This is a genomic window from Vicinamibacteria bacterium (genome assembly GCA_035570235.1).
In the GTDB taxonomy this organism is placed as follows: Bacteria; Acidobacteriota; Vicinamibacteria; order Fen-336; family Fen-336; genus DATMML01.
On sequence record DATMML010000030.1, the window covers coordinates 93,417 to 106,280 of the forward strand.

Genomic DNA, 12,864 nt, shown 5'->3' on the forward strand with positions numbered 1-12,864 from the left:
TCACGCCTCTCGTCAGAAGGCCTTCGACAGCCCGGTCAGGAAGGCTACCCGGGGACCGAGCTGGCCCTCGTTGACGTAGCGATAAGGGACGAAGAGAACAAAACCGTAAAGCGAGACCTCGCGGGACACGTTCAACCTTAAGCCCGGCGTCAGGTAGACAAACGTGCTCCCGGTCGAGGGGACACCCTGGGCCAGGTACCGGTTTCGATCCTCATGAAAGAGCTTTGCCTGCAGCGAGGCGGAAAGGCTCTTGCTAAGGGCGCGAGCCGCGCCGGCGACCACGATAGCCTGGTTGCCGAACCGGTAGTCCAGGCTGTTGGTGGTGGTCGCCTGGTACGAGCCGGCGAGGGACCATCGGAGGTGCATGAGCTCGGCAGGCAGAGAGTATTGAAGCGAGGCCACGAAGTCCACGGAGCCCGTGCCCGGCTGGAGGGTGGGATCCTGTATTCCACCGCCGAATTCCCCGCCGATCCGGTAGGGCCCGGTGGGGAACTTGATGGAGAGACCACCGACCATGCCTCGGAGGCCCAGGGCGGAGCGAAGACCGAGGAGGACATCCCCCACGCCGGTCGTACCGTACTCCTGCTGCAGACTCCCGTGTGAGACCTCGTGCGCGTGCCAGGTGGCAACGGGCAGGGAAGCCACCAGATTGAAGCGGCTTGCGAGGCCGTATACCGCGTCGAACTGGACTATCCGGTCGTAGCCGTTGATGTCCCGGTGGAAGGCGGGAAAGATCAGCTGATGCTCAAGATCCACACGCGGCCGAAAGACGCTGTCGACTTCCTGGCTCCCCCGCAAGAGCAGCCCTTGGTCGGTGTAGCCGAAAGACAGGTCCAGTCGAAGTTTCTTCTTGGCGATCAAGCCGTTATCGCCCCGGGTGAGGAGAGAGCAACTTGAGGAGTCGCAAGGCAGCGCCGGGGATCCGGCACTCAATAGCCCGATGCCCAGCACGGTCACGAAGAGGGCTCTGCCTTTCGGCGTCACCCGAGATGGCCCGTCTGTTCCCATCCGTCTTGTCATTGCCGTTCCGCTAGTGGATGACGAGCAACCCCTTGAAGGCGAAGTTCGTGGGTGCCCCGGCGTCATGGAAGGCGCAGATGATTCCGCTCCGCGTGATCGTCACCGTGCCGTTTTGCCCCGGTTCCAGCGTCGGCAACTGGTTCATCTCCGGGCAGTCCCCGTCGCCCAACTCCAGCGCCGCCTCGAACTTATGCGCCACATGGTCTTCATTCGTGACCTTTACGCCCACCGGTGCATCAAGATGCAACGTCTGGGGATCCACGCCGGCGGCGGACACGGTCACGGCCGGATTGGGGGACCTCGGCTGGGAGGGATCGAGCAGGGAATTCGTGGGCGGCGCCGTTATGCTGGAGCCGCAGGCGGTTGAACAGAGAAGGGCAAGCACAGCCGGCGCGTGGCGGGGGCGGATGAGCTTGGCCGCGGAGGCTCCGCGGCCGTGCCGGCCGCCGAGGACAAAAACCCAATCCACGGACACAGGATAGCCCTTTCTGGGCACGGCCACACGCGCGTCGCCGCCGCTTGCGTCGCTCCCGCCCTGGAACTACTTCGCGGGCATGTCCGTCTTCAAGATCCGAAGCAACAACTGAAAACGCGAGCGGATCCGCTGCAGCTCGCCCCGGTTCGCCATCGCGACCCGAAGCAGCTTTGCGTTTCCGCGCGGCGTCAGCTTCACGTAGACGCGCCTCCGGTCGTCTCGCCCCTCCTCCCGTCTCACCAGTCCCAAAGAGGCGAGGCGGTCAACGAGGCCGACGGCACTGTGGTGCCGAACCTGGAGACGTTCGGCCAGTTCACCGATGTTGAGTCCCTTGCCCCCCCGGAAACCCCTGAGGGTCAGGAGGGCCAGGTACTGCTGAGGTTTCAAACCTGCGACGCGACCGGCCTCTTCGCTGAAGCGGAGGAATTGGCGGAGGGCGTAGCGGAACCCGGCGAGGGCCTCGTACTCCGCCTGGCTCACCTTGGGGGCCCTCGTCAACATGGTTCTCCGCGGCCCTCCCACCCTGCGCCGCCCATTATAGGGGAGGCGGGGCCACCCCGGATTTGGGGAAGGAAGGGGTGAGGGGCCCTTGTCATCATATCGTATTCCGATATATATTGAGCATGGACATGAAGAAGGATGGAGGGGAGCGGCTGGGCGACTTCACGACCACGCCCCGGGTCCTTCTCGTCTCTGCCATCGCGCTTGGGATCGGCGCCCTGAGCGCCTTTGTCGCCCTCGCCCTACTCCGCTTGATCGGGCTCTTCACCAACATCTTCTTTTTCCAGCGCTGGGATGTCGCCCTCGTCTCCCCCGCGAGGCACCACCTGGGGCTCCTTGTGATCTTGGTGCCGGTCCTGGGGGCGCTCGTCGTGGGTCTGATGGCCCGTTACGGCTCCGAGCGCATCCGGGGTCACGGCATTCCCGAGGCCATCGAGGCCATCCTGCTCAAGGGCGGGAGGGTGGAGCCCAAGGTCGCGCTCCTGAAGCCTCTCTCCGCCGCAATCTCGATCGGATCTGGAGGGCCGTTCGGAGCGGAGGGGCCCATCATCATGACGGGAGGCGCCTTTGGCTCGATGGTGGCTCAGCTCTTCCACCTCACCAGCACGGAACGGCGCACGCTGCTGGTCGCGGGAGCGGCCGCGGGGATGGCGGCCACCTTTGCCTCCCCGTTGGCGGCGGTACTGCTGTCGGTCGAGCTGCTTCTCTTCGAGTGGAAGCCCCGCAGCCTGATCCCGGTGGCCATGGCCACTGCCATCGCGACCGCGGTCCGGCACCGCCTCCTCGGCGAGGGCCCCCTCTTTCCCACCCCAGCCCACCCGACCTTCATCGGCTCCGAGGGCCTGCTGGCCTGCGCACTCGTGGGTTTGCTGGCCGGCGTCCTCTCCGTCCTCTTGACCCTCGCCGTATACGCAGCCGAGGATGCGTTTGCCCGCCTGCCGATCCACTGGATGTGGTGGCCGGCGCTGGGAGGCCTCGCCATCGGGGTGGGGGGCCTGATCTTCCCCCAGGCCCTGGGGGTCGGCTACGAGACGATCGGCGGGCTTCTCCAGGGCGACGTGCCCCGGCAGGTGATCCTGGGGGTCCTGCTCGTGAAGTCGGTGATCTGGGCGGTATCGTTGGGCTCGGGCACTTCGGGCGGGGTCCTGGCCCCCCTCCTCATGATGGGGGGGGCGCTCGGCGGGCTGGAGGCCGCCTTCCTGCCTGGGGAGGGGGCGGGCTTCTGGCCCCTGGTGAGTATGGGGGCCATCTTGGGCGGAACCATGCGCTCCCCCCTCACGGGCGTCATCTTTGCGATCGAGCTCACCCACGACCTCAACGTGGCCCTCCCCCTGCTTCTTGCCGCGGTGGTCGCCCACGCCTTCACCGTACTCACCTTGCGCCGCTCCATCCTCACCGAGAAGGTGAGCCGGCGCGGCTATCACCTGAGCCGTGAGTACGCGGTCGATCCCCTGGAGATCCTATTCGTGCGGGAGGTCATGCGCACCAACATGGCCGCCCTGCCCGCGCGCATGAGCCTTCACGAACTGGCGCTCTCCCTCCACGGCGCCCACGATGGGCGGGGCCAGCGCCTCTACCCGGTGGTGGACCAGGTGGGCCGCCTCGTGGGGGTGGCCACCCGCAGGCGCCTCCAGGAGCTGATCCGGGCGGCGGGGTCCGAGGCCTCGAGCCGCCGGCTCGGAGACGTGGACCTCACCAAGGCGGTCGTCGCCTACCCCGACGAGCCGTTGCGGGTGGTTGTCTACCGGATGGCGGAGACCGGGCTCACGCGCTTTCCGGTCGTGGACCGGGAGGACCCCGGAATGCTGGTGGGCCTGATCTCCCTGCGGGATCTGCTCAAGGCCAGGGTCCTGAACCTGGAGGCGGAACGCCGGCGGGAACGCGTCCTGCCCCTGCACCTCCTCTTCCCGCGGCGCTCGCATTCGCGTACGGCCGTCAACCCACAATCGCTCAACAAAGGAGGGTGAAAATGGAACACGTGCTGCCGAACCTGCCTTATGGCCTGAACGCTCTCGCCCCCCATCTCTCGGGGGAGACCCTCGAGTACCACTGGGGGAAGCACCACCGGGCCTACGTCGACAACCTGAACGCACAGATCATCGGGACCCGCTTTGCCCGCTACACGCTGGAGGAGATCGTCCGCCGGTCCGCGGGAACGATCTTCCACAACGCGGCCCAGCACTTTAACCACAGCTTCTACTGGAACTGCCTGAGCCCACAGGGGGGCGGCGAGCCGGACGGGCACCTCGCGGATGCGCTCCGCAAGCGCTACGGTTCGTTTGGGGCTTTCCGCGCCACCTTCGCCAAGAACGCTCTCGCGCTCTTCGGTAGCGGCTGGTGCTGGCTGGTCTGCAGGGAGGACGGCAAACTGGAGATCGAGGAGGCGCCGGATGCAGACTGCCCGCTCACCTCGGGCGCCACTCCCCTGCTGACCTGCGACCTTTGGGAGCACGCCTACTACATCGACTACCGCAATGCGCGCGCCCGCTACCTCGATGCCTTCTGGAGGTTGACGAACTGGCGCTTCGCCGAGGAGAAATTCGTGGCCGCCGAGCAGACCGCCGAGACCACCCGGGCTTAAGGGCGTCGCCGTCCCGGATAGGCTTGGAAACGAAGCTCCCGTCAAGCCCGAATTCGCGCGGCAGAGCGGGGGACTAGCAACTCCCACCGCGGGGAATCGTGAAGACACCTCGTCCGGCCGGGACCGGTCCAGAGGGGCCGGGAGCCCGTGTTTGGCTTCCCGCCCCCGGGTGAACCCGCCCCCGACTTAACCCTGAACCGGAGCCGGCGGCTTCCCCGGAGCCTCGGGGTTGGGCTGCCCGTCCTTTTGGCCGCCGCGCCGGCCGCGGTGGCGATGGGAGTGGTGAGCGGCCTTGAACGCATCAAACTTCGTCTTTTGGTCGGGGGTCAGGGTGCTGGCCAGGCGGGTCTCGAAGGCCGTGTGCGCGGCCTTCATCTTCTCCCGATGGTTCTTCAGGGCCAAGGTGGCCTCCCCGACGGCGGTGGCATCGGGATTCTCGGCGCTCATCGCCGCCTTCAAGCGCTCGTGCAGCTGTTGGTGTTCCTGCCGCAGGGGCTCGACCTCCGCCTTGTGCTGTTCGAACAGGGACTTCCAGGTCGCCTGCTGGTCCGCGGTCAGACCCAAGTAGTCAGCAGCGCGCCCCAAGCGTCGCTCCCCGCCGCGGCTTTGGCCGGTGTCCGCCGGGGCCCCGGCGCTCGCCGCCATGACCGGGGTCACGGCCAGAGCGACCCCCAAAATACTGATTCCAAAGCTCTTACTATTCATTCTTCTCCTCCAGCACCATTCCTTTAGACACGGGGACCGCCTATCGCGTTGAAACACATGCAGGATTACCCGGACGGGGAACACCAGGTTCGTGGGGGAACCTTCCTAAATCGCTGGCGCGCAAGGCGTTTGGCGAGAGCTCAGGGGCGGTCATTCAGGTATTTTAGCCAGCGGGTGACGAGCTGATGTTGCGGGCCTTTGGCCGCCTCGTAGCTCCGAGCGTAACGGGCGAAGCGCTCGCGCTCGCTTGCCAGGGAATTGGCTCTTTCACCCGTCGCCTGGGCATCGAACATCAGCCTGAGCGCCACGAAGAGCGCCCCGAGGTCGTCGCCCTGGGCATCGAGGTGCCGGTTCAATGAGGTGAGGGCCTCCCCTCGACGCCCCGCCATGGCGTAAGCCAGGCCGAGGCTGCGGTCGAGCCCTCGGTCGCCCGCCGCTTGCGCCTCGCCCAGCAGCTCGACGGCCGCGTCGGGGTCGTCCGTGCGCAGGAGCGCCTCCCCCAGCAACCGGCGGAGCCGGGGCGCGCCGCTCTCCACGGCCAGGGCCGTCTGCCAGGCGCCCACCGCCTGGGCGTCGTCCCCCCCCGCGGCCCGGCAGGCGCCCATGAAGAACGCCGCGGCCACAAACTCGGAGGATTTCCGCAGCGCGTGTTGAAGCTGGGTCTCGGCCGGGCGAAGCTCGCCCCGGGCAAGGTAGGCGAGGCCGCGCAGGAACGCGACGTCGAGGCTGTCGCTGGTGACGTCCTTGAGGTCATCCAGGACCGCCTCGAGGCGGCCAGAGGCCGCGTGGGCCCGCGCCTCCTGGACGGCCCGGGTGGCGGGCGGACCGACCAGGGTCTCCAGCCGCCCCAGGAAATACGCGACCACCTCGGGCCGCAGAGCGTCCGTACGATCAAAGCGCGGAAGCACGGGGCCGAGCTCGCGGGCGGGCATGCGCCGCGCGGGCCCAACCTCCCCCTCCACGGAGGCGAGCCGCGCTCGCACCTTGAAGGGGCGCAGGGAGCTCACAGCCGGATGATCCCCGACCGAGAGCGAGGCGCGCGCAAAGTAGTCGCCAGGGGGAAGCACACCGACGTCCAGAACGGCTTGGAAGGGACGGCGGCGGGGCGCCGCTTCGGGCGGGCCCTCCGGGGCTTTGACCTCGAGCAAGGGAGGGCCTTTGGGCTCCTCCGCGACCTCGAAGGTCACGCGCGCCCCGGCCAGGGGGGCCGCCTCCCGCGCATAGATCTCGACGAAGGCCAAAAGCTTTCCGTCGCTCTCGGGTGCGATTCGCACGCGCAGCTCGGTGCCCTCGCCGGGCTCGGAAAGCACGAGGTCGCCCATTTCGATCCCGGAGACGGCCTGGAGCCCGGCTTTCAAGCGATGCTCCACGCTCCCCCGTCGGCCGCGCGCGTCGAGGGCGGCAACCTTGAGTGTGTAATCACCGGCCGGAACCTCGGCCGCGGCCAGGAACGACCGTGATTCCGGGAGGGCGGCCGTGCCGCTCGCAACCGCCCCCCCCTTCCCGTCGAGGAGCACGTAGGCAAGCTTGACCGAGCCCGCACCCGCTTCGCCGCCGACCTCGGCATTCAGCAGAAGGCGTACCCCTGGCTTTGCTGGATCGCGGCCGTTGTAGGCTGTGACCCGCAGGGGGAGCTCGCTGACCGCGAAGGGCGAACGCAGCAGGCGGCCCAGCACCTCGCTCGCATTGACCAGGGACGCGGCGTGAGGGATCCGCACAAAGGGTCGGGCGCGGGCGCTCAGGCCGCTCCCCCCCACCCGAACCCGCACCTCGTGGGAGCGATCGTCGCGGTCCGCTTCCTCCGGCTCGAAAGCGAGCACGTAGTAGCCCGTCAGCTCGCGCGCGATGCGATCAAAGACTCCCTCGCCCGTGCCCGCGATCCTGAAGACGCGGCCGCGGGTGAGGGAGGCGAGGGCGTCCAGGCCCTGGCCCAGGTGCTGCGCGTCTTCCATCTCGCCGGTCGCGGGAGCGGCGCGGCTGGCGTCGGCCACCGCATTCGGCTCGACGCGCACGACGTAAAGGGTGACCCGGCTCGCCTCCGCGGTCTGGGCGATCTCCCGGATGGCCGCGGCCCGCTGCGGGTCTAGGCCCTGGGACAGGAGCACCACCGTCTTGGGGCCCTCGAGGCCGCCCAGAGCCGTGAAGAGGCTGCGCAGGGTGTCGAGGGCAACGTCGGAATTGCGGCGGAACTCGGTGGAAAGCCCGCGCGCCTCCTCCGTGAGGATGGCGACGCACGCCTCGTGGTCGCGCAGGGGCAGGGTCGGCGGGCACTCGCGGACCAGAACCTCGCTCCAGCGGGAGGGATCGTCGTCGAGAGCAAGGGACTCCGTGAGCCCCAGGCGCCTCCCCGAGACTTGTCCGCGGGCGACCACCCGCGCGAGAGCACGCCGCACCTCGGCGTGCTCGGCGGTGAGCTCTACCCGGGACCCGGGGGGAGGGAAGGTCAGAAGGCCCACGCGGTCTGCCGGCGTCAAGCGGTCGAGAAGACGGTCCGCAGCGGCCGTGACCGCGCGCAGGGGGCCGGGGCGCGTGCTTCCCTGGTCGACGGCGATGACCACCAGCCGCCCCCTCACCGCACCCTCGTTGGTGCTGTAGGCGGCGGGCGCCGCCTTATCCGTGGGCCCCGTGACCCCTTCCTCGCCTAGGGGGACGAATGCCGCGGACACAATAGGCCGCGACCGGCCGTCCACCTCGAGCCGGAAGTCCTCCGGGGTGAGGTCGCGCACCGGGCGGCCCCGCGCATCCACCACCGAAACTTCGACCAGCACGAGCGCCGCCTCGGCGGGAAACGAGGGCGGCCTGGAGGGCTGCTGGGCCAAGGCGGCGCCGCTCAAGACCAGGCTCGCCCAGAGCGGGCCGGCGGCGGCCGCTCCTGCCACCCCCCTCATCGGCGTCCCTCCCCCGCCCGGTAGCCCTGGCGCGCCCGCACCAAGCGCCCCGCCCCCACTTCCACCCGGATCGTGCGCCACCCGCCGTCAAGGCTGGTGTTGGTGCCCGAATAGGCGAGCACGTACTGGCCCGAGAGCTCATCGAGGATCCCCGTGAAGACCCCCGGCAGCTCGGCGGGATCGTCGGTATGGAAGGCGCGTCCGCCCCCTATCCGCGCCAGCCGGCCGAGGATGTTCTTGAGGGTGGGGTCCTTGGTCCCGCGGCCCTGGCCGATCATGTAAAGAGGGGTATCGCTGCGCTCGACCCGCCGCTCCACGTCCTGGATGGTGGCGCGGCTGGACTCGTCCTCGCCGTCCGTGAAGACCACAAGCGCCTTCTTCCCCTTCCGGGGATCGAGAATCTCGTAACCCTTGAGAATGACGTCGTAGAGGGCAGTGCCACCCCAAGCGGCGAGGCGATCCACGGCCCGAACCCGCGCGCCGGGCTCACTCTCTCGCCGTGCCAGCGTGAAAATGCCGTCGTTGAAGGCGATGAGGGTCACCCGATCCTCGGCCTTGAGTGCGCCCAGGAAGCCCTGCACGGCCCGCCGCACCCGCGGCATGGCCGGAGCCATGCTGGCGCTCATGTCGACCGCAACCACGATCTCGCGTGACGCGTCCTCGCCCAGGAAGTGGCTGACCGGCTGGGGGACGCCGTCCTCGAAGACCCGGAAATCATCCGCCTTCAGGCCCCGCAGAAGTCGCCCCTTGGAATCGGTCACGATGGCTGTGACCTGCACCAGATTGACGTCGACGGCGAAGGAGAGGTCGATCCCCGCGGTGCGAAGGCTCGCCACCAACCGGGCGCCCGAACGCAGCGTAGCCACCGCCCTCAGATGATGAGGAACAATGCCCGCCCCCGCGTCCCACGCGCACTCGAAGGGCGACTTCTCGAGCGAGCACGCGATCTCGCCGTCGACGCTCAAGGTGAGCCGCGTGACCTGTGCCCCGAGCTCCTCCGGCTCGAGCTCGGCTCGGAGCGTGGTGGGCCCGGAGATTGCGGTCTCGGGCAGGGGCGACGTGAACCGCAGGGAAGCGGCGGAGGCGGGAGCGAGGCCCAGGCCGCCCGCGAGCACCACCGCGAGCGCCGCGCCGGAGAGCCTCAGAATCGGGCTCCGCCGGGGTCTTGCACGGGTACGAGCGGCCCCGCCACGGCCAGGGATGCGATGGCATCCTCGATCCGCTCCCGGGACAGCGTGGCCGCGAACCGCTCGAGGGTCGCCCCGTCCTCGCGATCCACGGGCTCCGCCCCGTCGATCACATCCTGGACGATCCGCCCCACCACCGCGGGGGCGAGCGACGCCGGAAGCCCCAGTTCGGCGAGGGCGTCGAGAGCTCTTAGCGCCGGGTCCATGAGCCGCGCCGCCGGGAGGCCGTCCTCTCCGGTGCCCGTGAGGTCGCTCCAAGGGCGCGGTGGGGGCGCCTGCAGGCACAGAGGCCCGCCCCGGGGCAGGGCCAAGGCACCCCAGGCGTCGCAGGCCGGGGGGGCGGGGCGGTCACCTAGAGAGGCGAGCTCGGCCAGCGAAAAGAGACGCTCCGCCTGAACTCCGTCGTCCAGCCCCCGCGCGCACCGCGCCGCGCGGCCCTCCCCCTCCGCGACCAGCAACTCGAGAATCGTGTCCCCCCGCTCGTGGTTGTGGCACACCCGCGCGATCCGCGCGCGGCCTCGAAGGAGCGCCCCCGCTACAGCATCGCGATCCGCATCCCGGAGGGCGAACGGGCTCATCAGGGCCGCGCCGAGGGCGAGCATGCGCGCGGTCCCCGGGTCGACCACGGGCGCACGCTCGGGCAGCTCGCGGCGGAGGTGCTTCAGGGCCGACAGGGCCAGCCCCGCATCAAGGCCCAGGAGCGACCCGCGCAGCCGCCAGGGTCTTCCCGCCCCCCAGATCGCATCCGGAAGAGCCCAGGCCGAGCGAGCGCGGGCCTCGCGACTAGAGGCGGCCGAGAAGAACTCGTGGCGATCCGCTAGAGTCGCCAGCTCCGGAGCCGCCGCGTGGGCGGCGTAAACGAGGGCGATCAGGGTGGCTCCGAGCAGCATATCGGGGTCGCGGGCCGGGCCCGCCCCTCCTGGCTCTCGCGTCGCGCTGCCACGTGCACTGACGGGAGCCTCCAGGCGGGGCCGTTCGGGGGACGCGGGCCGCCCGGCGCCCGCGCCCGGCGCACGCTCCGCCCCCTCCCCGCCCTCCGTCGTTGCCCGCGCGGCTCGCTCGAATGCGAGCACCTCATCAAGAGCCGGGCCCTGTTGCTGCCGCCGAGCGGCCTCGAAACGGAGCTTCTCGGCCAGGGAGGGGTCCACGCGGTAGAGCAGCCCCTCCCAACGCACGAGCGGGGCCGCCGGAGCCTCGCCGGTCATGCCCGACACCGCCCGAGCCACGACCTGCTCGGCCGCCTCCGGCGGACCGCCCACCGCGGCGCTCAGAGAGGGAAGCAACTGCCGCTCGATCCAGAGGGCGATAGCTCCGTGGTAGGCGCCGTCCTTGCCGAGCGGCACGCCGAGCAGGGAGACCGCCAGGCCGACCGCGGTCTCCGCGCGGAGGGCGCGCGACCAACGGGCGCGGGCCACCAGGGCGAGCGCGCCTTGCAGCTGGGCGAGGCCCGTCGCGGCCGTCGCCGTGTCCCCGAGCTCCGACAGCTGGTCGGCGGACCGGGCGCCAGCCGCGTACGCTGCCTCCGGCGCGGGTCCCAGTTGCTCAAGCGTGAGCGCGAGAGAAGGCGCGGTGGCGAACAGGCGCAGCGCGGAGAGCGCTCGCCCCGGCTCAAGGCCCGGGTGAGCCTCCAGAAAGCGCTGCGCAAAGAGAAGGCGTTGCAGCCGCTCGCGGGCGACGGGAGCGGCTGCGAGCCCGACCCGCTCCACGAGCCAGGCGGCGTCCGTGGGCTGGCCGTCTTCTCGGCCTGCCGTCTCCCGGCCGGAAAAGACCGCGTCCCAGAACCCTCGCGAGTCCGGGCCCGCCAATTCTCCCTTCGGCGTCACGCCCACGTTCAAGAGGACGAATGCGGGATCGGCCAGATGCCGTGGACGTCCGGTCAGCCACCAGGCCCGCGCCTTCGCGAAGGCGCCGCACAGCGAAGCCAAGCGCTGCGCGCGCGGGCTCGGATCGGCCGTCGAGGTGCCGAGGAGGAAAGCGCGGTGTGGCGGATCGGCGCGGGCGACGGTGTCGAACAACCACGCCCGACGGCCGTTGTCGGCGGAGAAGAGGGCGCGCAGGAGGGGCCCGGGCGGGCTGACCTCGCGCGGCAGGCCCCACAGCGGCGCGCTCTCGGGTCCCCCCGGCAGCTGAACGACCCCGCCGCGGACATGAAGGCAGGAGGCAAATGCAGCGAACGCGGCGGCGTGTCGCTCGTAAAGGCGGCTGACTGTCCCTGGATCCTGGGCGAGCGCGGCCAGCGTCTCATCATCCAGCGCGAGCAGCCCCCGCGCCAGCAGGGAGGCGCGGCGGTCGGCGAGGAGGGCACGCAGCCGGTCATGGTCCGAGAGTGCGCGCGGAAAAAAGACGCGATCCCAGAACTCGCGGGCCAGCGGCAGCTCCAGCCTCTCGACTCCCTCGGATTCCGGAAGGCTGCCCTCGAGGTGGGCCAGCACGCGGGGCAACACGGGGGGGCTCGGCCCGTTGAGCGGATGCAGCCGGCGCACCAGGGCGGGAAGGGCACGCCAGTGCTCGGTCCCGGGATCCAGTCCCGCGGCCTCCAGGAGGCCACGGAGACCCCCCGGAACCGCGAGATCATGACCACGCTCCGGCGCCGCGCCCGCGAAGGCTGTCAGCAGCGACAACCCGAGGAGCGACGAGAGGCGGCTTGCCAACGAGCCCGTTTGCATGGGTCGAACGCCGCAGTATAGCTCCCGACGCGGGCCGACCCCGCCCCAAGCGGCCAGCCGGATGGCCTATCCAAGCAATTGAACCCAGGCTCTAAGGCGGGTTGTCCCCTTTTACCGCTGGACCGCCCCGAGGATCAGGCTGTTTAGCCCTGAGGCCGGCAGCCGCCGGAAGGGTGCTCGCGAACTTGCGACCGCGGCAGCTCCGGTCGCGCACCCGCCCGCGCCTCTAGGGGGTGTCGGCGGAGAGCCGGCGGGCTCCCCCTTGGACCTTTGCCAACGCGACGGTGGGGAGGGTATCGTTGAGCGATGGGTCTCTCTCTGGCCAGGCCCGACCCATTCTTCACCAAGGAGGGCCCCCCGCGTGCGAGCGCCGAGCCCCGACGCCCTCGGTGCTGACTCGAACGGGGGCAGGGCATGCTCAAGACCAAGTCGGTATCGAGCCCAATCCACGGAAGGGGCGACGGCCTGCGAATACTCGCGACCCGATTTCGCGGCCGGGGCATGCCCAAGAGCCGCTACCACGTGTGGATGGCCTCTCTGGGGCCCAGCGAGCGCCTCTTGAAGGCCGTCCAGCAGGGCCGGATGTCGTGGGCCCGGTTCGGTCGGGAATACCGGGCCGAGCTCTTCACGGGAGGCGGCATAGACGCCCGCAATCAGACCATCAAGAACCACGGTCAGAAATTCACGCTTCGTCTGATAGGGGCGCTGGCACGGACCGGTCCGGTGACCCTCCTCTGCCATTGCGCGGAAGACCAACCACGATGTCACCGGCACATTCTGCGCCGCCTCATCTTGACCAATCGGCTCTGAACGCGAGCCCTCCCAAACCCTCGGGCGCGGC

General features: G+C 69.8%; 10 protein-coding genes. 3 read left to right on the top strand and 7 right to left on the bottom strand.

Annotation, left to right across the window (positions count from 1 at the left end):
• Positions 1 to 12: 12 nt before the first annotated feature.
• From VN461_04895 to VN461_04905, 3 genes are all read right to left on the bottom strand, one after another.
• On the bottom strand, positions 13 to 861 hold the full coding sequence (locus tag VN461_04895) for a hypothetical protein (protein ID HXB54097.1): 849 nt from the start codon (positions 859 to 861) through the stop codon (positions 13 to 15).
• A 169-nt stretch (positions 862 to 1,030) separates the two neighbouring features.
• Positions 1,031 to 1,303 carry a hypothetical protein gene (locus VN461_04900; protein HXB54098.1) on the bottom strand — a complete coding sequence of 91 codons (273 nt, stop codon included), beginning with the start codon at positions 1,301 to 1,303 and terminating at the stop codon, positions 1,031 to 1,033.
• Positions 1,304 to 1,561: 258 nt separating this feature from the next.
• On the bottom strand, positions 1,562 to 1,996 hold the full coding sequence (locus VN461_04905) for a MarR family transcriptional regulator (protein ID HXB54099.1): 435 nt from the start codon (positions 1,994 to 1,996) through the stop codon (positions 1,562 to 1,564).
• 128 nt (positions 1,997 to 2,124) lie between these two features.
• On the opposite strand from VN461_04905, the gene VN461_04910 reads away from it, so the two are divergent.
• Together VN461_04910 and VN461_04915 are read left to right on the top strand one after the other, a co-directional pair.
• Positions 2,125 to 3,963: a chloride channel protein gene (locus tag VN461_04910; GenBank protein ID HXB54100.1), complete on the top strand. Its 1,839-nt coding sequence runs from the start codon at positions 2,125 to 2,127 to the stop codon at positions 3,961 to 3,963.
• A gap of 2 nt (positions 3,964 to 3,965) precedes the next feature.
• Positions 3,966 to 4,577 (top strand): Fe-Mn family superoxide dismutase, encoded by a 612-nt coding sequence (locus tag VN461_04915; GenBank protein HXB54101.1) that lies wholly within the window; start codon positions 3,966 to 3,968, stop codon positions 4,575 to 4,577.
• 186 nt (positions 4,578 to 4,763) lie between these two features.
• Here VN461_04915 and VN461_04920 read toward each other — a convergent pair whose 3' ends face one another.
• The 4 genes from VN461_04920 to VN461_04935 all read right to left on the bottom strand — a co-directional run bounded on the left by VN461_04920 (position 4,764) and on the right by VN461_04935 (position 12,008).
• The gene (locus VN461_04920) at positions 4,764 to 5,282 is read right to left on the bottom strand and encodes a periplasmic heavy metal sensor (protein ID HXB54102.1); all 519 of its coding nucleotides are present in this window, start codon (positions 5,280 to 5,282) and stop codon (positions 4,764 to 4,766) included.
• Positions 5,283 to 5,422: 140 nt separating this feature from the next.
• A complete protein-coding gene (locus VN461_04925) occupies positions 5,423 to 8,170 on the bottom strand; it encodes a VWA domain-containing protein (protein ID HXB54103.1) in 2,748 nt (915 codons plus the stop codon).
• Positions 8,167 to 9,288, bottom strand: coding sequence for a VWA domain-containing protein (locus tag VN461_04930; protein ID HXB54104.1), 1,122 nt, complete (start codon positions 9,286 to 9,288; stop codon positions 8,167 to 8,169). The genes VN461_04925 and VN461_04930 overlap by 4 nt, the downstream gene beginning before the upstream one ends.
• A 23-nt stretch (positions 9,289 to 9,311) precedes the next feature.
• On the bottom strand, positions 9,312 to 12,008 hold the full coding sequence (locus tag VN461_04935; protein ID HXB54105.1) for a hypothetical protein: 2,697 nt from the start codon (positions 12,006 to 12,008) through the stop codon (positions 9,312 to 9,314).
• A gap of 516 nt (positions 12,009 to 12,524) precedes the next feature.
• Here VN461_04935 and VN461_04940 point away from each other — a divergent pair.
• On the top strand, positions 12,525 to 12,833 hold the full coding sequence (locus VN461_04940) for a DUF488 family protein (protein ID HXB54106.1): 309 nt from the start codon (positions 12,525 to 12,527) through the stop codon (positions 12,831 to 12,833).
• The last annotated feature ends 31 nt before the right edge of the window (positions 12,834 to 12,864 follow it).

Coding starts and splice junctions, on each gene's coding strand:
- VN461_04905 (HXB54099.1), bottom strand. CDS start 1,996: ATGTTGACGAGGGCCCCCAAGGTGAGCCAGGCGGAGTACGAGGCCCTC.
- VN461_04910 (HXB54100.1), top strand. CDS start 2,125: ATGAAGAAGGATGGAGGGGAGCGGCTGGGCGACTTCACGACCACGCCC.
- VN461_04915 (HXB54101.1), top strand. CDS start 3,966: ATGGAACACGTGCTGCCGAACCTGCCTTATGGCCTGAACGCTCTCGCC.
- VN461_04920 (HXB54102.1), bottom strand. CDS start 5,282: ATGAATAGTAAGAGCTTTGGAATCAGTATTTTGGGGGTCGCTCTGGCC.
- VN461_04925 (HXB54103.1), bottom strand. CDS start 8,170: ATGAGGGGGGTGGCAGGAGCGGCCGCCGCCGGCCCGCTCTGGGCGAGC.
- VN461_04940 (HXB54106.1), top strand. CDS start 12,525: ATGCCCAAGAGCCGCTACCACGTGTGGATGGCCTCTCTGGGGCCCAGC.